Origin of the sequence: Collinsella sp. TF05-9AC (assembly GCF_003438495.1) — a bacterium.
Taxonomy (GTDB): domain Bacteria; phylum Actinomycetota; class Coriobacteriia; order Coriobacteriales; family Coriobacteriaceae; genus Collinsella.
This window is the reverse complement of sequence record NZ_QSSH01000016.1, coordinates 22,644-47,878: the sequence shown is the minus strand read 5'-3', so window position 1 is coordinate 47,878 and position 25,235 is coordinate 22,644. Positions and strand designations below refer to the sequence as shown.

19 protein-coding genes are annotated in these 25,235 nt (G+C 60.3%); 6 read left to right on the top strand and 13 right to left on the bottom strand.

What is annotated here, in order from left to right:
* Positions 1–291: 291 nt before the first annotated feature.
* Together DXC52_RS05920 and DXC52_RS05915 are read right to left on the bottom strand one after the other, a co-directional pair.
* The gene (locus tag DXC52_RS05920; RefSeq protein WP_117746536.1) at positions 292–720 is read right to left on the bottom strand and encodes a hydrogenase maturation nickel metallochaperone HypA; all 429 of its coding nucleotides are present in this window, start codon (positions 718–720) and stop codon (positions 292–294) included.
* A 96-nt stretch (positions 721–816) separates the two neighbouring features.
* Positions 817–3,594, bottom strand: coding sequence for an FAD-dependent oxidoreductase (locus tag DXC52_RS05915; protein WP_199409477.1), 2,778 nt, complete (start codon positions 3,592–3,594; stop codon positions 817–819).
* Positions 3,595–3,783: 189 nt separating this feature from the next.
* Between DXC52_RS05915 and DXC52_RS05910 the strand changes: the two genes are divergently transcribed.
* The 3 genes from DXC52_RS05910 (at position 3,784) to DXC52_RS05900 (ending at position 7,247) form a co-directional block, all read left to right on the top strand.
* The gene (locus DXC52_RS05910) at positions 3,784–4,446 is read left to right on the top strand and encodes a TetR/AcrR family transcriptional regulator (protein ID WP_117746535.1); all 663 of its coding nucleotides are present in this window, start codon (positions 3,784–3,786) and stop codon (positions 4,444–4,446) included.
* 63 nt (positions 4,447–4,509) lie between these two features.
* On the top strand, positions 4,510–5,517 hold the full coding sequence (locus tag DXC52_RS05905; RefSeq protein WP_117746534.1) for a DUF5692 family protein: 1,008 nt from the start codon (positions 4,510–4,512) through the stop codon (positions 5,515–5,517).
* A gap of 233 nt (positions 5,518–5,750) precedes the next feature.
* Positions 5,751–7,247, top strand: a complete 1,497-nt coding sequence (locus tag DXC52_RS05900; RefSeq protein WP_117746533.1) for a hypothetical protein — start codon at positions 5,751–5,753, stop codon at positions 7,245–7,247.
* 212 nt (positions 7,248–7,459) lie between these two features.
* On the opposite strand, the gene DXC52_RS05895 is transcribed toward DXC52_RS05900, so the two are convergent.
* From DXC52_RS05895 to deoC, 3 genes are read right to left on the bottom strand one after another with little or no spacing between them, the layout of a single operon-like run.
* Entirely contained in the window at positions 7,460–8,338 is an 879-nt protein-coding gene (locus tag DXC52_RS05895) for a sugar nucleotide-binding protein (RefSeq protein ID WP_117746532.1), read from the bottom strand.
* Positions 8,339–8,350: 12 nt separating this feature from the next.
* Positions 8,351–9,310: a class I mannose-6-phosphate isomerase gene (locus DXC52_RS05890; protein ID WP_117746531.1), complete on the bottom strand. Its 960-nt coding sequence runs from the start codon at positions 9,308–9,310 to the stop codon at positions 8,351–8,353.
* 9 nt (positions 9,311–9,319) lie between these two features.
* Positions 9,320–10,030, bottom strand: a complete 711-nt coding sequence (gene deoC / locus DXC52_RS05885; protein ID WP_117746530.1) for a deoxyribose-phosphate aldolase — start codon at positions 10,028–10,030, stop codon at positions 9,320–9,322.
* Positions 10,031–10,184: 154 nt separating this feature from the next.
* On the opposite strand from deoC, the gene DXC52_RS05880 reads away from it, so the two are divergent.
* Positions 10,185–11,048, top strand: a complete 864-nt coding sequence (locus tag DXC52_RS05880; protein WP_199409475.1) for a GntR family transcriptional regulator — start codon at positions 10,185–10,187, stop codon at positions 11,046–11,048.
* A gap of 239 nt (positions 11,049–11,287) precedes the next feature.
* On the opposite strand, the gene DXC52_RS05875 is transcribed toward DXC52_RS05880, so the two are convergent.
* The 3 genes from DXC52_RS05875 to clpB form a co-directional block, all read right to left on the bottom strand.
* Positions 11,288–12,640, bottom strand: coding sequence for an ATP-binding protein (locus DXC52_RS05875; RefSeq protein ID WP_117746528.1), 1,353 nt, complete (start codon positions 12,638–12,640; stop codon positions 11,288–11,290).
* 321 nt (positions 12,641–12,961) lie between these two features.
* On the bottom strand, positions 12,962–13,162 hold the full coding sequence (locus tag DXC52_RS05870) for a hypothetical protein (protein ID WP_117746527.1): 201 nt from the start codon (positions 13,160–13,162) through the stop codon (positions 12,962–12,964).
* 125 nt (positions 13,163–13,287) lie between these two features.
* Positions 13,288–15,915 carry an ATP-dependent chaperone ClpB gene (clpB, locus tag DXC52_RS05865; RefSeq protein WP_117746526.1) on the bottom strand — a complete coding sequence of 876 codons (2,628 nt, stop codon included), beginning with the start codon at positions 15,913–15,915 and terminating at the stop codon, positions 13,288–13,290.
* 889 nt (positions 15,916–16,804) lie between these two features.
* On the opposite strand from clpB, the gene DXC52_RS05860 reads away from it, so the two are divergent.
* Complete coding sequence (locus DXC52_RS05860) at positions 16,805–17,452, top strand: hypothetical protein (RefSeq protein WP_117746525.1); 648 nt, start codon at positions 16,805–16,807, stop codon at positions 17,450–17,452.
* A 163-nt stretch (positions 17,453–17,615) separates the two neighbouring features.
* On the opposite strand, the gene DXC52_RS05855 is transcribed toward DXC52_RS05860, so the two are convergent.
* The 5 genes from DXC52_RS05855 to dnaK all read right to left on the bottom strand — a co-directional run bounded on the left by DXC52_RS05855 (position 17,616) and on the right by dnaK (position 24,508).
* Positions 17,616–19,916, bottom strand: coding sequence for a hydratase (locus tag DXC52_RS05855; protein ID WP_117746524.1), 2,301 nt, complete (start codon positions 19,914–19,916; stop codon positions 17,616–17,618).
* 292 nt (positions 19,917–20,208) lie between these two features.
* The gene (locus DXC52_RS05850) at positions 20,209–20,625 is read right to left on the bottom strand and encodes a heat shock protein transcriptional repressor HspR (RefSeq protein ID WP_117746523.1); all 417 of its coding nucleotides are present in this window, start codon (positions 20,623–20,625) and stop codon (positions 20,209–20,211) included.
* Between the two features lie 72 nt (positions 20,626–20,697).
* Positions 20,698–21,663 (bottom strand): DnaJ C-terminal domain-containing protein, encoded by a 966-nt coding sequence (locus tag DXC52_RS05845; protein ID WP_035136622.1) that lies wholly within the window; start codon positions 21,661–21,663, stop codon positions 20,698–20,700.
* A 107-nt stretch (positions 21,664–21,770) separates the two neighbouring features.
* Entirely contained in the window at positions 21,771–22,613 is an 843-nt protein-coding gene (locus DXC52_RS05840; RefSeq protein ID WP_117746522.1) for a nucleotide exchange factor GrpE, read from the bottom strand.
* 2 nt (positions 22,614–22,615) lie between these two features.
* The gene (dnaK, locus tag DXC52_RS05835) at positions 22,616–24,508 is read right to left on the bottom strand and encodes a molecular chaperone DnaK (RefSeq protein WP_006235214.1); all 1,893 of its coding nucleotides are present in this window, start codon (positions 24,506–24,508) and stop codon (positions 22,616–22,618) included.
* 509 nt (positions 24,509–25,017) lie between these two features.
* On the opposite strand from dnaK, the gene DXC52_RS05830 reads away from it, so the two are divergent.
* Positions 25,018–25,203, top strand: coding sequence for a DUF362 domain-containing protein (locus DXC52_RS05830; protein WP_006235216.1), 186 nt, complete (start codon positions 25,018–25,020; stop codon positions 25,201–25,203).
* The last annotated feature ends 32 nt before the right edge of the window (positions 25,204–25,235 follow it).

The window sequence follows — 25,235 nt, the reverse complement described above, 5'->3', positions numbered from 1 at the left end:
CTGCGGGAACGGCCTGTCCGCCTAATGTGTTCGGCTGAGATCGGAAATCAACCTATTTGTTTAAACGTCTAAGTTTGTTACAAATTGATTACGTTGCCGGTTTACAGCTTATTGCCTGCTAAAACGTGATTTGCTGATTGCTTTCAAAGACATATAAAGGTGCACTGTTCGTTAAGACCGCTTTTAGGTGGATCCCAATGCGTCTGCGTGCCACCATTTTGTTTAAACAGACATGACTTGACTAACCGAAGCAAATATGTTTAGAACTCTAGCCCATGTAGTCATTGGATGTTAGGCGATGTGGAGAGGGTTGGCGGCGTCGACGGCATCGGGGGCGTCGGAAGGACCGTCGGGGACAGCGTCTGCCGGATCCTCGTCGGGGGTCTCGATCTGTTTGATCATGACCTCCTGGCCCTGCAGCAGGTATGTCTCGCCGCTGCCGCAATGGGGGCAGGTCTTGCCGTGCTCGACCGTCGCGTAGTCGCAGCCACACGCCTCGCAATGTGTCACGGCCTCGACGGGCTCCACGATAAGCTCCGCGCCCTCGGTGATAGGCTTTTTATCTGCTGCCCAGCGCCAAGCGTCGAGCAGCAAGTCGGGAACGACGCCCGAGACCTCGCCCAGTAGCAACGTCACGCTCGAAACGCGACGCACGCCATGAGCGCGCGCTACATTCTCGACATCGCGAATAATGTGATAGACGATTCCCAATTCATGCAAGGTAGAAACCTTTCAACAACGGTTGATGCGATGCAAACTCAAAGCAAGGGGACGGCGAAGTCTAGTCTGCGCCGTCCCCTTACCCGCCATGGTTACCTATTTACGACCGAACTTGATTTTGATTGCACGCTTTAAAGCATACTTGCCCAGGCTTGGAAGCTTTTGCTCGTATTTGACCATCGTGGAGCACTCGGGGCGGTCGCGATCCAGATGGATGGCGTCAAACGCGCACTTGGTGGTGCACAGGCCGCAGCCGATGCACTTGTTGGGGTCGACAATCGAGGCGCCGCAGCCCAGGCAGCGGGCGGTCTCGGCGCGCACCTGCTCCTCGGTAAAGGTCTCAACATACTCGCTAAACGGCGCAGCCTTCTCGCGTTCGCGGTCCACATGCGCAACCTCGCGGCTCGCGTTGTCGTAGCTCTCGAGCACAACGTCGTCGCGGTCGAGCGCGGTGTAGCGGCGCTGATTGCGGCCGATGGTGAGCGTGGAGCCCGGCTGCACAAAGCGATGGATGGACACCGCGGCCTCGTGGCCGGCGGCGATAGCGTCGATGGCAAAGCTGGGGCCAGTGTAGACGTCGCCGCCCACAAAGATGTCGGGTTCGGCGGTCTGGTAAGTCTGGGGATCGGCAAGGGCGCCCTGGCCGCGGCCGAGCTCCACCTTGGAGCCAGCCAGCAGGTCGCCCCACACAATGGACTGGCCAATCGACATGACGACACGGTCGGCATCGACACGGCGCAGATCGTTCTCGTCGTACTCGGGCGCAAAACGGCCCTCGTCGTCAAAGACACGCGTGCAGCGCTTGAAGGTGATACCGCACACACGACCGGCCTCGTCCAGGTGAATCTCCTTGGGGCCCCAGCCGCAGCTGATGTGAGCGCCGTCCTCAACGGCCTCGCGACGTTCCTCCTCGCTGGCGGGCATCTGGACCTCGCTCTCCAGGCAGAACATCTCAACGTGCTCAGAGCCCAGACGGCAGGCGTTGCGGGCAACGTCGATGGCCACGTTGCCGCCGCCCACCACAATGGTGCGGCCGGACAGGGTATCGATCTTGCCGCTGTTAACCTCGCGAAGGAAGTCGACGGCCACGGTCACGTCCTCGGCATCCTCGCCCGGAATACCGGCAAGGCGGCCGCCCTGGCAGCCAATAGCAACGTAGAAGGCCTTAAAGCCCTGCTCGCGCAGCTCGTCGAGCGTCACATCACGACCGACCTCCACGCCATAGCGGAACTCGGCGCCCATCAGGCGAATGATCTCGACCTCGGCCTCGATAACATCCTTCTGCAGCTTAAAGCTGGGAATGCCGTAGGTGAGCATGCCGCCCGGGCGCTCGTTTTTCTCGAACACGACGGGCTTGTAGCCCTTCTCGGCCAGATAGAAGGCGCAGGACAGACCGGCCGGACCGGCGCCGATGATGGCGATCTTCTGGTCGAAGCCGCCGGCACGCGTCGGGGTCACCACAGGCGGGACATAGCGGGTCGCGGCATCCAGATCGCGCTGGGCGATGAACTTCTTGACCTCGTCGATAGCCACGGCGGCGTCCACACGGCCGCGAGTGCAGGCATCCTCACAGCGGCGGTTGCACACACGGCCGCAGATAGCGGGCAGCGGGTTCTCGCGCTTAATGAGTGCTAGGGCCTCGTCATAGCGACCCTGAGCCGCGAGCTTCAAATAGCCCTGAACGGCAACGTGCGCGGGGCAAGCCGTCTTGCAGGGAGCGGTGCCGGACTCATGCGTCTCGATACGGTTATCGTTGCGGTAGTTGGGCGACCACTTGGTGTGGTCCCACTTGGTGGCATCGGGCAGCTCCTGGCGCGGATACTCGGGCACCTGTCCGCCGGCCTTTTTGCTGCAGAGCTTCTGGCCGAGCTTGGCGGCACCGGCCGGACACACCTCAACGCAGCGACCGCAGGCCACGCACTTGTCCTTCTCGACCTTGGCGACATAGGCCGAGCGCGACAGGTTGGGCGTGTTGAACAGCTGCGAGGTGCGCAGGGCGTAGCACACGTTGACGTTGCAGTTGCAGATGGCGAAGATCTTGTTCTCGCCGTCGATGTTGGTGATCTGGTGCACAAAGCCGTTGTCCTCGGCCTGGCGCAGGATGTCGTAGACCTCGTCGCGGGTCACGTAATGGCCACGATCGGTCTCGACCACGTAGTCGGCCATATCGCCCACGGCGATGCACCAATCGGCCGGGTCGTCGGCGCAGCCCTCACCCATCACGCGACGGCTCGCGCGGCAGCTGCAGGTGCTGGCGGCATACTTACCCTCGTATTTGTCGAGCCAGTGCTCGATATGCTCAATAGGTACCGACGTGCTCGCGGCATCGATAGCCTTCTCGACCGGAATGACATGCATGCCGATGCCGGCACCACCGGGCGGCACCATCGGCGTGGCCTTGGACAGCGGTCCCTTGGACGCCTGCTCAAAGAACTTGGCATAGACCGGATGCTCCTCGAGCTGACTCACGCGCATGTTGAGGAACTCGGCGGAACCCGGCACCAGCATGGGCAGCACCCACTGCTTGGCGCGCTCGGGATTTTCCCAGTTGTACTCGAGCAGACCCGTGTAGCTCATGTCGTCGAGCATCTTCTCGATATCGGCCTCGGGCATGCCGGTGAGCTTGACCATCTCGGGCAGCGTGTAGGGACGGCGCATCTTCATCTTGCAGAGCACTTCGGCCTGCTCGTCGGTTGCGGCCTCGGCAAACGACCAGTACTCGTAGCCCAGCAGCTCGTCGCGATGCAGCAGGCGGTTGGTGCAGTGCTCACACAGCTTGACAATGGCCTCGCGCGGATGCTCCGGCAGCGGCGGCACGAACTCCGCGCCGATATCGGGCTCGGTGTAGCTAATCCCCGGTCCGTTGAGAATCATGGTTGTCCCTTCTCTTGCCGCAGCCCGACGAGGCCGCAGCGCCCCTCTTTTTTTGCAGGCCGGGCATGCCCCCATGCCGTTCACCCGCCATTGTTGACATTGTGTCAAAAACAGTATTGACGAACCGTCAACAATATTCAAGACTGTTAGGTGAACGGTCGGGCTCAAACGGACGAAAGGCGGCAAAACATGGGCAACAACACAGCAGATACCTCTGTGGCCGACGCCGTCCCCGCGCCCGACAGCGCGGCAAAGCGCTTGACGGGCGACGAACGCCGTCGCGAGATCCTCGATGCCGTGCGCACCGTAAGCTCCGAGCTGGGCGTGTCCCACTTATCGGTATCGGCCGTGACCAAGCGAGCCGGCTGCACGCGTTCATTGTTCTACCACTACTTTGCCGATATGGACGCCGCCGTCACCGCCGTCATGGACGAGGCAATCGACGGTTTTATCTCCGAGCTCGAGCAGTGGAATGCCAGCCGCACGGTTGGCGACATCGAGGGCGCGCTCGACACCATCGCCCCGCTCTTTAAGCGCCTGGTCGCCAGCGGCCACGAGCTGCCGAGTACGCTCACCTCGAGCAGCGGCGCGCTCTACGGCGGCTTTCTGCACAACGTGGTCCAGCGCGTGGCACAGTATATCTGCGACACCACCGTGGTGGATTTTGTCGCCCATCACGAGCTGCGCATCGACCATGTCTACGAGACGTTCTACACCCTCATCATGGGACTGTTGATGTATATCCGCACGCACCCCGATGTGCCCGACGAGACGGTCAAGGAAATCATCGCCTCGACACTCCACATCGAGGGCTATACCGCCAAGTATCCGGAGCGCAAGCCCCAGAACTGACGACATTTGGCCAAACTGCCCGCGATCGGAAGAGGGGCCGCGGGCGTGTGAAAGGAGAGCAGCATGCTGTTCGATGTTTGGGGTAGCGATACCCTTATCCACTGGGCCGGCTGGGCCATGGTCTTTATTGGCCTGATCGTGCTCAACGAGGTCGGCCGCCGCACCAAGCTGGGCGCGGCGATCATCTTTGGCGTGGCTCCGCTGGCCATGACCATCTACTGCGTCGCCATCGCCATCGGCGTCTCACAGGGCGCCGAGTGGGCGCTCACCAACCCCACCCATGTGTACCAGAACAGCTGGTTCCACTACGCCAAGGTATACGCGGCGCTGGCCGGTTGCTGGGGCTTCATTGCCATTAAGTACCAGTGGGGCAAGATCGGCAAGGCGCATTGGTTCCGCGCATGGCCGTTTGTGATCGTCGCCATCAACATCATGATCGCTGTCGTGTCCGACTTTGAGAGCGCCTATCACTTCTTTGTCCTGGGCCAGTCCACCTGGGTCACCTCCGAAGGTGCCACGCAGCTGGCCGGCTGGAACAACGTGTTCAACGGCATCGCCGGTATCATCAACATCTTCTGTATGACCGGTTGGTGGAGCGTCTACGCCTCCGAGGATCAGACCGACATGCTGTGGCCCGATATGACCTGGGTCTACATCATCGCCTACGATATCTGGAACTTCTGCTACACCTACAACTGCCTGCCCACCCACTCCTGGTTCTGCGGCTTTGCGCTGCTGCTGGCGCCCACCGTCGCCGCCTTTATCTGGAACAAGGGCGGCTGGATTCAGAACCGCGCCTTTACGCTGGCCATTTGGTGCATGTTTGCCCAGGTGTTCCCGTACTTCCAGGAGGAGTCCATCTTTGTGACCCACTCCACGCTCGACCCCGGTGCCGCTACCGCGGTCTCGATCGCCGCGCTGGTCGCCAACATCGCCGCGATCATCTACATCGCCTACCGCGCCAAGAAGCTCGGCCGCAACCCCTACAAGCAGGATGTCTTTGAGGGCACCAGCGATTGGGAGAAGGCCACCGCTCGCCGCGCCAAGGTTGATTACGCACACGCCGAGTAACGCGCCTGACGCAGACATCGCTTGAGCGCGAAGCAGCATAGCCGGCTCCGCGCAACTCAACGCATTGCAGAGCCCCCGGAATGTGATTCGTTCGCGTTCCGGGGGCCTTTTGCTGCCGCGAGGATGCGGCCGAACGATGCGCTCGAGTTAAATCGGATCTTATATTTCGCACGCGCTTTATATGGCTCCATTTTTGGGTACAGTGTTGTCCCGATATTGAGCTTGGGGGATATATGAAAGATGAGACGATGGGCCAAGAGGATGCGGCCCAAGATGCAGAAGCTTGCGCTGAGGCCTTGGAGAGCTTAGACCGGATTTCACTCGATGAGATTGCGTTTGACGATTCGGGCGTTGATGTGCAGGATGAGTCGGAAGCCGAGGCGCAGTCCGATGATCAGGACGCAGACGACGTTGAGCCTGCCGAAGATGAGGCAGATCATGAAGACACCGAATGCGAGGCCGACGACCAGCCCGAATCCGACACGAGCGAGGAAACCATCTTGCTCGACAGCTTGCCGGCCGAAGATTCGCTGACCCGCGAGCTTCCCGGCCTGGGCTCTGCGCCTGCCGTGGACGAGACCATCGCCATGGGCGATATCCCCCTACCGTCCGTTCCCTCAGCACGCGAGGCCGAGGTTCGCCATCGCAAGATGTCGCCCAAGCGCCGCAATCTGATGGTCGCCGGCGTTGTGGCCGTCGCGCTCGTCGCCGGCGGCGCAGGCTATGCCGCCTGGAACGGATATCAGCAAGAGCAGGCTGCCGCTGTCGCCGCCAATGCCCACACGATGATGTCAGTGCAGATTGGCGTGCATGCCGCGGGCCTCGACTGTTCCACTGGCTCAAAGATCCCCGTGCAGGTGAGTGGCCAGGACTCCGACGGCTCTTCTGTGAGCGAAACACTCTACGTTGACGAGCACGGCCGCGGCATCAAACTGCTGCCTGGCGATTACACGCTCTCCATCGCTGCCTCCCCCATCGCGGCCGACGGCACCATCTATACCGTCCCGACCACCAAGACGCAGGTCACCGTTAAGAGCGATGAACAGGATTTGAGTGCCCAGGCCACCTTTAAGCTCAAGGTGCCTTCGGCCGACACGGTAACCGACGACCAGATCGATGCCGCCGCCAAGTATGCCGAGGAGGGCGGTGCGAGCTCCGCCGCGGCTGCCAAAGTGCTCCAGCAGGCAGCAACCGCGCGGCGCGACGCCGCCGTCAATGCCGTGAGCGCGCAAAAGGCACAGGCGTCCCGTGATGCTGACGCTCGCCACAAGGCAACCGACCTCTACCAGCTCGATATTCCCGTCGAGTGGTACGGCAAGGTCGCAACTTGGCAAAACGGAAGCACGCTATGCATCTATCTGGGCGACGACGCCAATACGCCGCTCGTGACGCTCGTTGCGGTGCGCGAGGGCGAGAGCTTTACGCCCGATGAAGGCGATACGGTTTTGGGCGCGGCCAATCTAGGCAACGGTTATACCGTCTACGCCAGCGGCCCCGTCTATCCGTACGTGGTGCCCCAGACCATCAACGGACGGACGCAGAACCCCGTGTCAACCTACCCCATGGACACGGCCATTGAGCTTGTCGAGCTTACGACCGGCAACCGCTACACCTATAGCCAGATCAAGAACGACCTGGTTGGCAAAGACGGCAACGCAGACGCCGCCACCAAACTCGAGACCGACTACCTCGCCCAGATTCTGCTGCCAAGCATCAAGGCTCAGGACTAGCCGGCCGCAGCGGGGGCAGTCTTTTTGGGACGGAGCTCTTTTAGCCACCTGCCCGATGATTTTTTGAGCCTCGTCCCAGAAGAAGGACGCCCGCGCTCCAACAATGTGCTTCTGCCGAACGCCGACACAAACCATACCCACGAAAAGACCCAGCCAAACTTGCGGCTGGGTCTTCGAATCGAGCGGCCGATATGCCATCGGCGCTGCACATGCTAAATCAATCCAAAATCCTTCAAGCAGCTTTCGAGGCTATCTTCAAACGTTCCGAGGCGCACCCCCGCTCGTGCAAGCTTTTCAGATGAAAGACGAAAGTCCCTGGGTCGGTCAGCATAGGTCGTAGTGTCCGGAAGCACGAGCTCATCGATACTCTGCTCGGCACAACCAAGTCGCCGCGCAACAAGGCGCGCGGTCTCATACGTGCTCAAGCCGTTTTGGCTCGCAAAATGATATGCCCCACTGGGCAGCATAAGGATTTGCGGCAGGGCGTTTGCAAGCTCCAGACCGTACGTCATGTTCCGCCGCTCATGCACGCGAAACGCCGCCGGCTCTCCCGTCCGAACTGCGTGCAAAACATTCGTCAGGATATTGGGGGCGGGCTTTGCCCCAGGCATGGGAAGACCAAACATCCACGAAAGGCGCAAGATCAGATAATTGTCGAGGTTTTCCCTGATCCAATCATCCGCCTCCATCTTCTGTGCACCGTATCGCGTAGTGGTAGCCATCTCGTCGTCCTCGTGAAACGGAGGCTCGCCTGTCGAGGCATTGAAACACTGCTCGGTTGAAAAGAAAACCATACGGGCGCCACAGGCACGGCAGGCCCGCGCAATGGCAATCGCCGACTCCGTATTGATTCGATGCGTTCCCTCGGGGTCATTCTCGCAATGGGCAGTCGAAGCGTCAGCTGCCGTATGAAGGCAGACATCGAAATCGAGGCCGGCAATAAACTCGGCAACTTCCTCAACATTGGAAAGGTCAACGTCGGTCCTTGTAACGTTGACAAAATCGAACTTATCGGCGTTGTACAAACGAATGAGGCTCGCAAGATACCCATTTGCACCCGTCACCACAACGCGAGGCTTTGATCCGGACATATTGACCTCCCATTACTCCCCGTCGCGCTGGCCGTCACGCCCATCGACGACGCGGCTTACCAACACGCGACACGTCCCCTCGACCGTGAACGAACCCGCACTCGCAGGAATCAGTGCAGAGACGGTACGGGGGAGCTCGACGGCGCCGTCGTCCGTGACCACCCGGGCATGGCCGCCCACGCAGGACAGCACGGCATACCGATCGCCCAGGGGGCACTCCCATTCGCCCCGGACGTCAACGACGTCTGAGGTGAACAGGCTGTGCGTGACGCCACGACGCACACTCGCGGGGGCCTTCGGATCGAAGGCGCCGAAATGCGCGGGCTCGGGACGGATTGAGGTGTCGAGCACGTCGAACGCCTGCTCGACATGAAGCTCGCGACCGCGGCCCCAATCGCACAACCGATACGTCTTGAAGCCCAGGCTACCGACCTCGAGGGCGAACACGCCCTCGCCCATCGCATGCAGGGTCCCCGCAGGGATTAACACGAAGTCACCTTCGCTCACGGGGACGCGCCTTCCGTAGCGGTCGCCCACACTGTCATCCGCCGTCGCGTCGCGCAGCGCATCGAGGTCGTCGGTCGTCGTGCCGCAAATGATCGAGGCACCGGGCTCGGCGTCCAAGATGTACCAAGACTCCGCCTTCTCGTGGTCGGACTCGTGTTCGCGGGCGTATGCCTCGTCGGGATGCACCTGAACGGATAGGTTTTCGCCAGCATCCATCGTGATGATCTGCACGATGCCGTCGTGATTGAGCTCGCCCATGATGGCGGTCTTGTTCTCGGCTATCACGCGATCGAGCGGCATGCCGTCGAACGGGCCACCGTCGACATCGTTGACCAACCCATCGTGTACAGACACGTCAAACGACTCGCCGTATAAGGTGTCCCCGGAAAGGCCGCGCGCCTCGTTGACGCGCGGACCCGACCAGACGGGGGTAATATAGTTGGGTTTGAGCAGGATAGGACCCATATGCACTCCTTACAGCTCGAAGGCGTCGATACCGTCGCGCTCCATGCGCGCACGTAACTCGTCGATGATGGGTATGCCGGCGCTGCAGCCGATGCGCTCGGCACCGGCACGAACCATATCGAGGAAAGCGTCGGCGGTGCGGATACCACCAGCGGCCTTAACCTTAACACGGGGGTCGGTGTGCTCGCGCATGAGTCGGACGTCCTCGACGGTTGCGCCGCCAGTGGAGAATCCGGTGGAGGTCTTCACGAAAGTGGGCAGGACCACGCTTGCGATCTTGCACAGCTCGAGCTTCTCATCCTCGGTGAGCAGGCAATTCTCGAAGATGACCTTGGAGGGGACGCCGGCATCACGGCAGATGTCGACGATCTGCTGCATCTCATCCTTGATGTAGGCCCAGTTGCCGGCCTTGAGCTCGGTGAGGTTGACCACGTAATCGATCTCGTTCGCGCCGTTGGCCAATGCGTCCTTGGTCTCGAAGACCTTGGTGGCGATGGTGGTCTGGCCGAGGGGGAAGCTGATGGCGGCGCCGGTATGGATGTCGGTGCCGGCGAGGAGCTCGGAGCAGAGCTTGGACTGGACGGAATTGATGGCGACCATCTTGAAGTGATAGTCCTTTGCCTCCTGGCAGAGCTTCTCCATATCCTCGCGCGTGGCGTCGGGGTGAAGGTTGGTGTGATCAACCAAGCGGGCGAGATCATCGAGCGTGTAACGTGCCATGACGGCTCCCTTCATTGGGGTTGGTGCATGCCTACATCCTAACATATTGTCATACATATTACTGCTACATAATCCGTTTTACCGTTTATGTCTGATTTAATACCGTTTATGAAGCGGAATAGACTCAAACTATCAACATCTTGGTCATACATATATGATTAAGCGCAACGAAAGGAGTTACGGTGGCGAGTGGCAGCATCGGCGAGCCAACAAAATTAACCCGGCCATCGGAGCGGAGCCTTATGGCTCTGTCCCATATGTTATATTCGTTCTAACTTCGGCCTTAAAAAGGTATGACAAAATGACGCTCTACGACCAAATCAAAGATGATCTACTCGCCAAAATAAAAAACGGCACGTACGCCGTAGGCGAAGCCATTCCCTCTGAAATGCAGCTATGCGATATGTACGGCGTCAGCCGGTCAACTATTCGCCAGGCCATGCAAGCGCTTGTAAGCGAGGGCTACTTGGAAAAACGGCGGCGGCGCGGCACCGTTGTAACGCTCCCCAAGGTCGATCAGACCTTTGCCATGCGCATCATGAGCTTCGAAGATGAGATGAAACGAGCCGGGCGCGTGCCACGCACCAAGGTCCTCACCTTCAAGCGCGTCAAAGCAACAACCGAAATCGCCGGCAAGCTTGAGTTAGAGCCCGGCGAAGACGTCTACAAACTCGTCCGCCTAAGATATGCCGACGACACACCCAACGTATTTGTGGAAAGCTATATTCCCTGCAAACCGTACCAAGACTTCGATGCCGTCGACTTTGAAGAGACCAGCCTGTATTTTGCCATGAGCGAATCTGGCAACCCAGTCGAACGAGCGCGCCGTCACCTCGAGGTCTCAAAAGCCGATGTGACAACCGCCGCCCTGCTCGACATTGAGGAGGGCGACCCCCTCATCATTTTCCAAACCGTTGCACGAGACGCGCTTGACTCTCCCGTCGAGTATTCCCTGGCGACGTATCGAGGCGAAAGCAACTCCTTTGACTTTGAAGTGCGCGTAAGCGAATCAAGCTAACTCCGTTTGCGAGGTGGCACTCTGCCGTTCTTTATGCGGAGCCGTCAGCACTCTTGGTAGGCTAACAGCCAGATCAAAAACGTGCTGGTCGGCAAGAACGGCAAGGCTGACGCCGCGACCAAGCTCGAGTGCGACTATCTCGCCCAGATTCTGCTGCCCAGCATCAAGGCCCAGGACTAGCCGGCCGCAGCGAGGGCAGTCTTTTTGGGACGGGACTCTTTTAGCTACTTTGAGGATGATTAGGCAAGGAGCCACTTCCATGCGGGCACAGCGTGTACCACACCGTGTTCGCATGGAATATCGGCCTGCTCATCCATGGCAACGATTGTCGACTCACCAAGATCGAACTGGGCCATCGAGGCATCGAGGGCGGCGATTTCGCGCTCGCGCGTTTTCTCGCTCGCCATATCCGCACTCACCTGAATCAGGTTATACGCCTGCATGAGAAGCGCGTCCCCAGCCACAAAGTCAACTTCATGGCTTTTATTCTTCTCCTTAATCAGCAGGCGGCAGACCGATGCGGCCCGCACCGCGGGGGTCCTTCTTCTTAGCGCATTGAACACCGCAGTCTCGAGCCTCTGGCCCTGATCCAATGCCGATGCGGGAGAGAATGCTCCAAACATCGCAGGATCGACAGCGTAGACTTTAGACGCAGACCGCGTATTATTTGCAAGTGAACGCGTGAACTCCGGCACCGAAAACAACAGGTAGGCGTCCTCGTAATACTCAAGTAAATCGCTGAGCGAATTGCGACTGACGGGTATCTGCCTGCTCTTGAACTCGTTGTACACCTTATTCACCGACAGCTCTCGTCCCGAAGATGCCATACACCGCGCCAGAAACAGTGAGGCCAAACGAGGATTCTTAACGTCGTAACGTTCAACGACGTCCATGGCGACCGTTCGCGACGCATATTCCTGTAGCAGCTGAATCGCGTCCGCAGGCGTCTGCTCAAGTGTCGCGATAAATCCCCCTCGCTCAAGATATCCGATCAGATGATGTCGAAGCAGCGCTGTGTCGCTCGAGGAAAAGGGTGCATCCGGACTAGGAACGCTCCCCGTCTTATATCGGATGTATTCCGAAAAACTCAACGGAAATAGCTCTCGTACAAGGGAACGGCCCCTGAACTCGCTCTTAAGATCTGAGGACAGCATCTTAGAAGAAGAACCCGTCACGTAGACGGTCGCTTTCTCGGTATCGACCACACGCCGCAGAAACGCACCCCATTCGGGAATTTCCTGGATCTCGTCAAAGAAAATGTAAGCGCCCTCGGTTCGAGCAGCAGGATACAGCGCATAGAACGTGTCGATCACGTCCGCCAGCAGCGATGGCTCATACGGGCGCAAGCGCTCATCCTCAAAATTGAAGTAAAGCATCCGGTCAAGCTCGACGCCCCGGCTCTGAAGCCGCCGCATCTCCTGATACAGGCGATACGTCTTTCCACAACGGCGGGCCCCCACAATCACATTTACGATGTTGTCGCGCTTTGGCTCCTGTGGGTTTCCTAGATCAAGGTCTCGCTCAAAGACCTGCGGAACCCCCTGCTGTTCAAAGTCCTTTATTTTCTTGGCGATCAAGTCGTTGAATGCCATGATTCTCCAATCTTGCTCTCTAGCTAATCAAAATTATAGCGATTCTTGATTAATTAGAGAGCAAGATTATGTCTGACTTGATTAACACTTAAGCAAGTTTTTTCACTATTACTGCTCGAAGGATGCCGAGTGGCTGAGAGGACAACCAAGCTCGAATGCGACTCCCTGGACAGTCGATTTGGGACGGGACTTTTTTGACTACCCGTCCCCTGTAGAAAAATCCCTAACGCAGTTGCGGTGAAATAGGGGCTGTTTTTGCTGGTCAAACCGCAAAACAATCCCTATTTCACCGCAACTTATTGGTGGCCTTTTGGGTGGCACTCAGCGCCACGGATCGGCTTCGAACATCGGCTCGCGCTCGGGGCGTCGGTCGCTGTAGGGATCGTAGCCGTCATCGTCCTCGTTCTCGGCACGGATGTAGGGGTCGCGCGGCTTGGGTGCCGGTTTCGGCGCGGGCTTTGGTGCGGCGGACGCTATCTCAGCCGCCGGTGCGTTCGTCTTGTTCTCGTCTTTCATCTGCATAGCTCCTTGCATCGCATCCGCTCAACATCATCGATTGTCGCACGAAAAAGGGCGGCGGACTCGATTGGATCCACCGCCCTTGGCGTTTAGAGACGACTGGCAGATTTTAAGGCATTGCCCAAAATCTACTCGGCGTCGGGAACCTCGTAGGTGGCCGCCGGCGTGTTATCGCACACGACGGTAAAGCCGCCGTCCTTGTCGACATCGACCGTCACCTGATCGCCCTCGCGCACCGTGCCGTCGATGATGGCCGCTGCGATGGCATCGACAACCTCACGCTGCACCAGACGCTTGAGCGGACGGGCACCAAAGACCGGGTCCAAGCCGCCCACGGCGAGCAGCTGCTTGGCCGCCGGGGTGATGGCAAGCGTCATGCGTTCCTTGGCCAGACGCGCGCGGACGTCGGCGAGCTGAATGTCGACGATCTTCTCGATCTGCGCCATGCCAAGCGGATGGAACACCACGATATCATCGATACGGTTGAGGAACTCGGGGCGGAAGGTCTGAGCCATGGCCGCGTCGACCTGATGGCGCATCTCCTCCTCGTCCTTGCCGGAAAGCTCAGCGATAGCCTTGGAGCCCACGTTAGACGTCATGATGATGATCGTGTTCTTGAAGGATACCTGGCGACCCTGACCGTCGGTCAGACGGCCGTCGTCAAGCACCTGCAGCAGCACGTTGAAGACATCCGGGTGAGCCTTCTCCATCTCGTCGAGCAAGATCACGGAATACGGACGACGGCGCACGGCCTCGGTGAGCTGGCCGCCCTCGTCGTATCCCACGTATCCCGGGGGCGCACCGATCAGACGCTGGACGCTGAACTTCTCCATGTACTCGGACATGTCGATACGCACGAGTGCGCGCTCGTCATCGAACAGGCACTCGGCTAGAGCCTTGGCGAGCTCGGTCTTACCCACGCCGGTGGGGCCCAGGAAGAAGAAGCTGCCAATGGGCTTGTCCGGATCGGAGAGGCCCGCACGGCTGCGGCGCACAGCTGCGGCGACGGCGGAGACGGCCTCGTCCTGGCCGATGACGCGCTTATGCAGCTCACCCTCCAAGCCCTTCAACTTGTCGAGCTCGCCCTGCATCATCTTGGACACGGGCACGCCGGTCCAGGCACTCACGACCTCGGCGATCTCATCGGAGGTCACCTGTTCGTTGAGGCCCTCGCCGTCCTGCTGCTTTTGTGCCTCGAGCGCAGCCTCGGAATCCTGAATCTGTTGCTGCAGACCCGGGATCACGGAATAGCGCAGCTCGGACGCACGGCCCAGGTCGCCGTTACGCGTCGCGCGCTCCTCTTCGCTCTTGGCCTCGTCAAGCTGGCTCTTAAGCTCCTGCACGTGGTCAATGGCGTTCTTCTGGTTGAGCCAGCCGGCCTTTTGCACGTTGAGTTTTTCCTGGACCTCGGCAATCTCCTGGCGCAGGGCCTCCAGACGCTCCTTGGAGGCGTCATCGGTCTCTTTCATGAGCGCCTGTTCCTCGATCTGCAGCTGAGTGAGCTGACGCGTGGTGGCGTCGATCTCGACCGGCATGCTGTCGAGTTCCATGCGCAGGCGGCTTGCCGCCTCATCGACCAAATCGATGGCCTTGTCGGGCAGGAAGCGGTCGGCGATGTAGCGATCGGAGAGGTCGGCAGCTGCCACGAGCGCGCTATCGGTGATATGCACACCGTGGAAGATCTCGTATTTCTCCTTGAGGCCACGCAGGATCGAGATGGTGTCCTCGACGGTAGGCTCGCTCACCATCACGGTCTGGAAACGACGCGCGAGCGCCGCATCCTTTTCGATGTACTTGCGGTATTCGTCGAGCGTGGTCGCGCCGATCGCGTGCAAGTCGCCACGGGCAAGCGCCGGCTTGAGAATGTTGCCGGCGTCCATGGAGCCCTCGGTGGCACCCGCGCCCACGATGGTGTGGAGCTCATCGATGAACAGGATGACCTTGCCCTCGGACTTTTGCACTTCCTTGAGCACGGCCTTCAAGCGGTCCTCGAACTCGCCGCGGTATTTGGCGCCGGCGACCAGCGCGCTCATGTCGAGCTCGATAAGGTCGCGGTCGCGCAGGGTGCTCGGCACGTCGCCGGCCACGATACGCTGGGCGATGCCCTCGACGATGGCCGTCTTGCCGACGCCCGGCTCACCGATGAGCACGGGGTTGTTCTTGGTGCGACGGGACAGGACCTGGATGGTGCGGCGAATCTCATCGGTACGGCCGATGACCGGGTCGAGCTTGCCGGCGCGGGCCAGATCGCAGATGTTGCGACCGTACTGCTCCAGTGCCTCAAACTGAGTCTTGTCCTCGGCAGACGTCACGCGGTCATCGCCACGCAGTTCCTCGTAGACTTGCTCGATGCGCTCCTTGGTGACGCCGGCGTCGCGCAGTACGCGGCCCGCCTCGCCCTTGTCCTCGGCAAGCGCCATCAGCAGATGCTCAGTCACCACAAAGCTGTCGCCCATCTTGGTGGCCTTCTTCTCGGCCTTTTCGATGACGCGGACGAGCTCGTTGGACAGGCCCATCTGCTGGCCCTCGCCCGAAACCTTGGGCGCGTGGTCGATGGCATCCTGTGTGGAGCGTGCGAGCTGAGCCGGGTCGGCACCGATGCGCTCGATGATCACGGAGATATTGCGCTCGCCGGCACCGAGCAGGGCAGACAGCAGATGAATCGGCTCCACCGCGCCGGCCTGCGCGTCAGCGGCCGTGCTCATGGCGGTCTGCAGCGCCTCGCGCGACGTCATTGCTAGCTTATCGATTCTCATGGAATCACCTCTCTTGGGGTGGCCGCCCTACGGGGCGGCTTCACGTTGTTCGAGAAGTATTGTTGCCAGCTTTGCGCGATCTTATACACAAATCTAAGTCTCTATATATAAGATTTTCTGAGTGATTGAAAGATAGGGGTAAAGATGTCGGCCCGCCGCCGCACAGGTGCGCTACCGTCTCAATCTGTAACATCTATCGACCGTTTCTGGCTCCAGATGTTACAAATCGAGACGAATTGTTCAGCGGCACCCGTTTGTCTCAATCTGTAACATCTACTCGGCAAATAGAGCTCTATCTGTTACAAATCGAGACGAACAGAAGACACCCGAATCGAAAATCTAAATCTGTAACACCAGGCCCACTTTTAGCGGCCAAGATGTTACAAGTCGAGACAAACCGAGAACCACCACAAAGGTGCCTGTTCCCAATGTGGTGGTTTTCGACAAAAAGAAGCCGCCCCATTAACAGAGGTGGCATCAAGCAAGTCCATTTATTAGCGTCCCTCAAGACCCAACGAAAACGCAGCGATGGAATCGAGAACCGACAATAGCCCGTTCGCACAGATAGAGGCAGAGATTCAAGGTCAGAGTCCGGCTTAAACGGCTTAGCTATCGCACGTCACATTGTTCTCGTCGTCCCCCTATCATATTTATAGTGCTTATAGTGAAAATAGTGAGTTTAGTGAGAAGAGTATCGCTCAAAACTCGTGGACTCAATTATTGACCTCACGCCCAGAATGAGTGGGGCAAATATTTCTATTAGAGGTCAAATCGAAGCCCAATAGGGCCTTTTCACCCCGTCATTTCGATCGATCGCTTTCTTTTGAAGATTGTCGTAAGCTGGTATCACTTATCTTAATGAATGCATACTATTTGCGAGGTACCCGCCGTGAAACGCTCCACCTATATCGGCCTGCTCGTCTTAGCGTTTGCGATTACCGCAGTCGGCGTAGGAATTATCTATCTCGCATTTCTCCCCGCCTCTGCGACGCAGGCGGCGGTTGAGACCGTAAGCTATCCCATCGAGGTCCTCACCGATATCGTCAAACCCGATTCGGTCACCGTCGATTTTGACGGTACGCCCGCAGCGCTTGGTGTCAGCAACTATCCCCGCATCGAACTTGGGGCCAGACGCTACACCAAAGATGAGCAGCTTATCGGCAAGGCAACCAGTTTACTCAAAGGCAAGACGTTTAAGCGGTGGTACGGCGCCGCAATATATCGAGCCAAGAATGGCCAAATGGTTGGCGGATATTATTCGACCCTTGAGCTCGATGCGGCAAACGGGAGCAAATTGTGCAACGTCTCATACGACCCCGGCTGCGTGGACAATGAAGGACCGGGGGTCTATATCTCGGATGGCGACGTAATCTACGTCATGGAGGGCGACCAGACGGCAGTCGTCGATTTTATGGATCGGTGTACCGAGGATGCCTACGAACAAACCTGCGAGCCCGATCCGCAGACAGCGCGCAACAGTGGCTCGGCACGCACTTGGCTATTTGACGATGAAATAACCTGGACCCCATCGAAATAAGGACCCGCCGGGCAGGCAACTTTGTGATGGTCCCGGTCAATTATTAGCGCCCCTCAAGACCCAACGAGAACGTCGCGATAGCCCCGGCCACACCTTTCCCTCGGGCGACCCTCGCGAAGCGCGTGAGCACGAGGGAAAGGTGTGGCCGGGGCGTACAGCAGAGTTACTCGGCAGCGGCCTTGAACTTGTTGTAGTTGATCAGGCAGCCGGCCTTGACGATGGCACGCTCCTCTGCCGTCATATCGGCAATGTAGAGTTCAATCTGCTCGACCGCACCATCGGCGCGCACCACGTAGGCGGCGATGTCCTTCAGGTCGCCGTCAAGCGCGGCGCGGATACCCGGCACAAAGACGTAGTCGCCCACCTCAAAGTTGGGCTCAGCCTCCATCTGGAAGGGCACCATACCCCAGTTCATCACGTTGGAGCGATAGCGCTTGGTGGCGTACTCGTGGACGATGTTGGCCAGACCGCCGATCACGCGCTGACAGCTCGCGGCCTGCTCGCGGGCGGAACCGTCACCGGGCTTCTTGGCATAGAGCATGGAGCCGTACTCAGTCGCCTTGGCATCGGCCGCGACACCCGCGCCGACCAGCGCCTCAAACACGCCCGCAAGCTCGGCATCGAGTGCCGCCAGATCGCCTGCTGCCTCGCCGGCAACGCGGCGCTTCTCCACGGCGTCGACCTCCTTGGAGCGACCCACGTAGGCCGGATCGCGACGGCTGAGCGTAAACTCGGCCAGGCCCAGCGGGTTGGAGCGGAAGGAGCTCGTCTCGCCCGAAGGAATGAGCTCGTCGGTCGTGGTGACCGGATCCATGATCTTGGAGCACACCTTGAGCAGGATATCGTCGCCGAGCGGCTCCATCGCGGGCCACGGCTTGATGTTGGGACCCTCGACCAGCTCGTCGGCAGGCTCCGCCTTGCCAAAGCCCCAGTACACGCGCTTTTTGTACGGCGCGTCGTCAAAGGTGTACTCGCAGGCCTCGTCCCAAGTCTCCTCGGGCAGGTCGGTCGCCGGCGTCAGGACGCCGCCGTTGGCAGCCGTCGCCGCAATGGAGCGGGCGTCCATCAGGGCCACGGCGCTCAGCTGGCCATTGCCCGGCTTGGAACCCTCGCGGTTGGGGAAGTTGCGCGTAGTGTGGCGGATCGAAAGGCCGTTGTTGGCGGGCGTGTCGCCGGCGCCGAAGCACGGGCCGCAGAACGCCGTGCGCACGATCGCGCCGGCCTCCATGAGGTCGTAGATGTAGCCGCGGCGTGTAAGCTCGAGTGCCACGGGCTGGCTCGTGGGATAGACCGACAGCGAGAACTCGCCGCAGCCGGTGTTGGCGCCCTTGAGCACGCGGGCAGCCTGGACCACGGAGTCGTAGTTGCCGCCCGAGCAGCCGGCGATAACGCCCTGCTGCACGTGCAGCTTGCCGTCGACGATCTTGTCGAGCAGGCTAAAGTGCGTCTTGCCCTCGCCGATCTTGGCGGCCTCGAGCTCCACCTCGTGCAGGATGTCCTCGAGGTTCTCGTTGAGCTCGTCAATCTCAAAGCCGTTGGAAGGATGGAACGGCAGCGCGATCATGGGCTTGATGCTCGACAGATCGACCTCGACGCAGCCGTCGTAGTAGGCGACATCGGCGGGCTTGAGCTCGCGGTAGTCGTCGCCGCGGCCGTGCATGGCCAAAAACGCGTGTGTGTCCTCGTCGGTGGCCCAGATGGAGGAAAGGCAGGTGGTCTCGGTGGTCATGACGTCGACGCTGTTGCGATAGTCAGTCGTCATGCTCGCGATGCCGGGGCCCACGAACTCCATGACCTTGTTCTTGACGTAGCCCTTGGCAAAGACGGCGCGGATGATGGCGAGCGCCACATCGTGCGGGCCGACGCCGGGGCGCGGAGCGCCCGTGAGGTAGATGGCGACGACGCCGGGATAGGCGACATCGTAGGTGTCGCGCAGCAGCTGCTTTGCCAGCTCGCCGCCGCCCTCGCCCACGGCCATGGTGCCCAGGGCGCCGTAGCGGGTGTGCGAGTCGGAGCCCAAGATCATCTTGCCGCAGCCGGCGAAGTTCTCACGCATAAAGGAGTGGATGACCGCAATATGGGGCGGAACGAAGATGCCGCCGTACTTCTTAGCAGCGGAAAGGCCAAAGACGTGGTCGTCCTCGTTGATGGTGCCGCCCACGGCGCACAGCGAGTTGTGGCAGTTGGTGAGCACGTAGGGCAGCGGGAACTGCTCCATGCCCGAGGCGCGCGCCGTCTGGATGATGCCGACAAAGGTGATGTCGTGGCTCGCCATGGCGTCGAAGCGAATCTTGAGCGCCTCGGGGTCGCCGGACGTATTGTGTGCCTGGAGGATCGAATACGCGATGGTGCCGCGCTTGGCATCCTCGGGCGTCTGCGTAATACCGCGCTCGGCAGCCTCGGCCTCAGGCACAACCTCGCTGCCGTTACGCAGGTAGATGCCGTCCTCGTACAGCTTGACCATACTGTCTCCCACTCTGCCCAAAAGATTTGGGCGCATAGCATACATTCGTTCAATATCGTGCCATAGAACGGTTGCCAGCGGGTTACGAATCTCGGCGTTCACTTTATCTCAGTAAAGCACAGGGCGATATTGGCGCAAGGAGTGTTCCAAAGTGCCGGCACAGAAGGAACGTCCCCAAGTGCCAGCCAAAAATGGGAGTGGATAACCTCCCGTTTCTAGCCCTCAAGCGGACCAAAAGTGGGAGATTATCCACTCTCATATTGTTAGGATTTGCGTCGTAGAGCCGCCGTAACTAAAGATCGGTTCCCGCGCCCAAAAGCTTGCGCATGACTTGCTCGGGGTTGACTGAGCCGTCGCGCGGGGCCAGGGCGGTGATCTTCTTCTGCATCTTGTACTCGTGCAGCTCGTCCTCGAGCTGGCGCACGCGGGCGCGGAGCTTTTCGTTCTCGCGCTCGCGCTCCTCGGCACGCTCCTTCATATCGAGGATGCGCACCACGCCGGCAAGGTTGATGCCCTCGTCGGTCAGCTGGTTGATGAGCTCCAGGCGCTCGATATCGGCACGCGAATACAGACGCGTGTTGCCGCCCGAGCGCTGGGGGTTCACCAGGCCCTTGGACTCGTAGACGCGCAGAGTCTGCGGATGCATGCCGGTCAACTCGGCCGCCACGCTGATCATGTACAGCGGTTTATTCCTATTGTCCTCGGCCATGCTACCTGACCCCTTTCCGTCTCGTTATCGTCCATCATAAGCCCGCGGGCGCGGGTGTGCGCCACGACCGCCCTAGTACGTCGCCTTGTAACGGTTGACCTTCTCGCGATAATCGCGCGTGTCGGCCTCGCGCAGCTTGGTCATAGCATCGCGCTCGTCATCGGACAGGTTCGTGGGGACCTGTACCTTGATTTCGACGAGCAGCGCGCCTGTGCGGCCACGGTGCTTAACGTCGGGCGCACCCATCTCCTTAAAGCGGAACTTCTTGCCCGTCTGGGTGCCAGCGGGCACCTTCAGACGAACCGTCGCGCCGCCGGGCGTGGGCACATCAACCGTGCAGCCGAGCGCCGCCTCGTAGACCGAGATCGGCACCTCCATGGTCACATCGGCACCCTTGCGCTTAAACAGCGGGTGCTCCTCCACATGCGTGGTCACGACCAGGTCGCCGCGCTCGCCGCCGGCAACGCCATACTCGCCGCGACGCTTGTAGCGTAGCTTGCCGCCGTCGACCGCGCCCGCGGGCACCGAGACCGTAATGGTCTGCTGCTCGCCTGTCGAGGGAATGCGATAGGTGACCTTGTGCGTCACGCCGCGAAACGCGTCCTCGGCCGTCACATCGACGGTCAGCGACAGGTCGCCGCCCTTGCGAGCACGGCTGCGACCCGCGCCGGCACCGGCAGCGCCCGCAGCCCCGGCAAAGCCCGAGCCCCAATCGCTGCCCCAGGCGCCGTTGCCGCTAAAGATGCTGTCGAAGATGTCGCCCCAGCCGCTGGCACCCGCGCCGGCACCGTAGCCGCCGCCATACGCGCCGCCCGCGCCCGGCATGCCGCCAAACATGAGCATCTGGTCGTACTCTTTGCGCTTCTTCTCGTCCGAAAGCGTCTCGTAGGCCTCGCTGATCTCCTTGAACTTGGCCTCGTCGCCGCCGGCATCGGGGTGATATTTTTGCGCGAGCTTGCGAAACGCGCTCTTGATCTCTTTGTCGGAGGCGCTCTTGGATACGCCCAGGATGTCATAGAAGGTTTTGCCTGCAGCCATCGTAGCTCCTCTCCTGTTTCATCCGCCGCCCAGCGGGCGGCGGCTCATGCTTTCATATGGCACTAGGCCAGAAAGGGCCCCGGGTGTTGCCCCGGGGCCCTTCTCAATTACTCCTCGGTGCTCTCGGCCGTATCGGCCGCAGCATCCTCGGGCGCCGCTTCGGGCTCCGGTGCGGGGCGTTTCTCGCCGCCGTAGGTCACCGTCACCATCGCGGAACGCAGGATGCGATCCGCCATGCGGTAGCCCTTCTGGTACACGTCGTTGACGGTCTCATCGTACTGCGACGCGTCCTCGACGCGACCCACGGCTTGGTGCTCGAGCGGATCGAACGCCTCGCCCTTGGGGTCGATGGGCTCAACGCCCTCGTGCGCAAACACATCGAGCAGCTTGGCATGTACCGCGTCGACACCGTCGACGAACTGCTTAAAGTCGTCGGCAAGCTCCTGGCTGCGGGCATGGTCGATCGCACGCTCGATATCGTCGACCACCGGCAGCAGCGCGGTGACGAGCTTCTCGGTCGCGCGCTCGCGCTCGGCGATACGCTCATTGGCGGTGCGGCGACGGAAGTTCTCCCAGTCGGCCTGCAGACGGGCGGTGCGCTCGGTGGCGTCCTTTGCCTTGTCCTCGGCGGCCTTCTGAGCCTCTGCCGCAGCATCGAGCTCGTTGCGCACGTCGGCAAGCTCTTTCTGAGCCTGCTCGAACTTGAGCTTAAAGTCGTTGTCGGCGGCTTCCTCACCGGCGCGGATAGCGGCTTCCACCATCTCGTCCTCGGTCATCGTCGCCTCCTTGTTGGAATCCTCTACTTGGTTCTCGGCAGCCTCGGCGGCCGGGGCCTCGTTGGCCTCGGTAACGTCTGCGGCCTCTACGGGAATCTTCACGTCCTTCTCCTCAGAGTCAACGGGGGCGGCACCAACGGCGGCCGCCTCCGTGCGAGCTTTACGGGCGGACATGATTACTTGTCCTCGTCGTCCACAACCTCGTAGTCGGCGTCGACGACGTCATCGTCGGCAGGCTGGGCGCCGGCGGCACCGTCGGTCTGCTGCTGAGCGTCGGCGTAGACAACCTGGGCCAGCTCGTAGGCCACGGACTGCAGGGACTCGCCGGCGGCCTTGATGGCCTCGACGTCAGAGCCCTCGAGCGCCTTCTTGGCGTCGGCGATAGCGGCCTCGGCCTTGGACTTCACGTCGGCGGAAACCTTGTCGCCCAGCTCGTTGAGGGTCTGCTCGGTGGAGTAGCACAGGCTGTCGGTCTGGTTGCGGACCTCGACCTCTTCCTTCTGCTTCTTGTCCTCCTCGGCATGAGCCTCGGCGTCCTTGACCATGCGATCGACTTCGTCGTCGGAAAGCGCGGTGGAGCCGGAGATGGTGATCTGCTGCTCCTTGCCGGTGCCCTTGTCCTTAGCGGAGACCTTGACGATGCCGTTGGCGTCAATGTCGAAGGTGACCTCGATCTGCGGCACGCCGCGGCGGGCAGCCGGGATGCCGGTCAGCTGGAACTTACCGAGCGACTTGTTGTCGCGGGCAAGCTCGCGCTCGCCCTGGAGCACGTTGATCTCGACGCTGGTCTGGTTGTCGGCAGCGGTGGAGTAGACCTCGGTCTTGGAGGTCGGGATCGTGGTGTTGCGGTCGATCATCTTGGTCATGATGCCGCCCATGGTCTCGACACCCAGCGACAGCGGGGTAACGTCGAGCAGCAGGATGCCCTCGACGTCGCCGGTGAGCACGCCGCCCTGGACGGCAGCGCCGTCGGCAACGACCTCGTCGGGGTTCACGGACATGTTGGGCTGCTTGCCGGTCATGGTCTTGACGAGCTCCTGGACAGCGGGCATACGGGTGGAGCCGCCGACGAGGATGACCTCGGTCAGATCGGAGAGCTTAAGCTTGGCGTCGCGCAGGGCGTTGGTGACAGGCTGCTTGCAGCGCTCGAGCAGGTCGCGGGTGATCTTCTCGAACTCGGCGCGAGTCAGCGTGTAGTTGAGGTGCAGCGGGCCGGACTGGTTCATGGTAATGAACGGCAGGTTGATGGTGGTCTGCTGGGCGGCGGAGAGCTCCTTCTTGGCGTTCTCGGCGGCCTCCTTCAGACGCTGCAGGGCCATGGGGTCCTGACGCAGGTCGACACCGTTCTCCTGCTGGAACTTATCGGCCATCCAGTCGATGACGCGCTGATCCCAGTCGTCGCCGCCCAGGTGGTTGTCGCCCGAGGTGGACAGAACCTCAAACACGCCGTCGGCGAGGTCGAGGATGGAGACGTCGAAGGTGCCGCCGCCCAGGTCGAAGACCAGGATGCGCTGGTCGGTGCCCTGCTTGTCCAGGCCATAGGCAAGAGCAGCAGCGGTCGGCTCGTTGACGATACGCTTGACGTTGAGGCCGGCGATCTTACCGGCGTCCTTGGTGGCCTGACGCTGGGCGTCGTTGAAGTAGGCCGGGACGGTGATGACGGCGTCGGTGACGGTCTCGCCCAGATACTTCTCGGCGTCGGCCTTCATCTTTGCGAGCGTCATGGCGCTCACCTGCTCGGCGGTGTAATCCTTGCCCTCGATGTCGACGACGGCACGGCCACCCTGACCCTCCTTGACCTCATACGGCACGGTCTTGATCTCAGAGGTGCACTCGGAGTACTTGCGGCCCATGAAGCGCTTAATGGAGAACACGGTGTTCTTGGGGTTGGTGACAGCCTGGTTCTTAGCGGCCTTACCCACGACGCGGTCGCCGTCGGCACGGAAGCCCACGACGGACGGGGTGGTGCGGTCGCCCTCGGCGTTCACGATAATGGTCGGAGAACCGCCCTCGAGAACGGCCATAGCGGAGTTAGTAGTACCAAGGTCGATACCAAGAATCTTGCCCATTAGAAATTCCCTCTCTCTTGTGCGTTTGCACCGACTCGGCGGTCTGCCGAGCGGTGTTTCGGCTTGTCTTTCAGGATGTAGTGTATCCCCTTATGGGCCGGAATATACAAAATCTAAGTCAATTCATATAAGATTTCTTATTGCTGAGAGTTTAGGTTCTTAAATGCGCAGGTAGATGCGCTGTTTAAGTTCTCGGCAGATCTATTGAGATCTATGTAGAGATGGCTGAGGCGCGAGCCTGAAACTGTGTCCCGTTTTGGACGTGGATTACGGGATGCGGTTTCCGCAAGCACGCTCAATCGCCCTATATTTCAAGTCACCTGTAGCTAACATTTGCGCAGCTCAACGGCCTCACCTGCATGTTTTTTAGTAAGCCGTGGCATACTCGGCGAACGGTATGAAGATGCCGGTCAGAGGGTATTGCAAACGGTCGCTCCCGTGGTATGTTTTTGCCCGAATCAAACCGGCGCGCATCGCCTGTAGCGTCGGTCAACAGAGAGGAAACTACCATGGCTCATCCCGTAATTGATGCCGACGAGTGCATCGCTTGTGGCGTTTGCGTCGACTCCTGCCCCGCTGGCGTTCTGGAGCTCCAGGACGTCGCTACCGTCGCTGACGAGGATTCCTGCGTCGCCTGTGGCGCTTGCCAGGACGCTTGCCCCGCCGGCGCGATCACCGAGATCGTCGAGGAGTAACAACTCCCCCACTTGCACACTCACAAGTACAC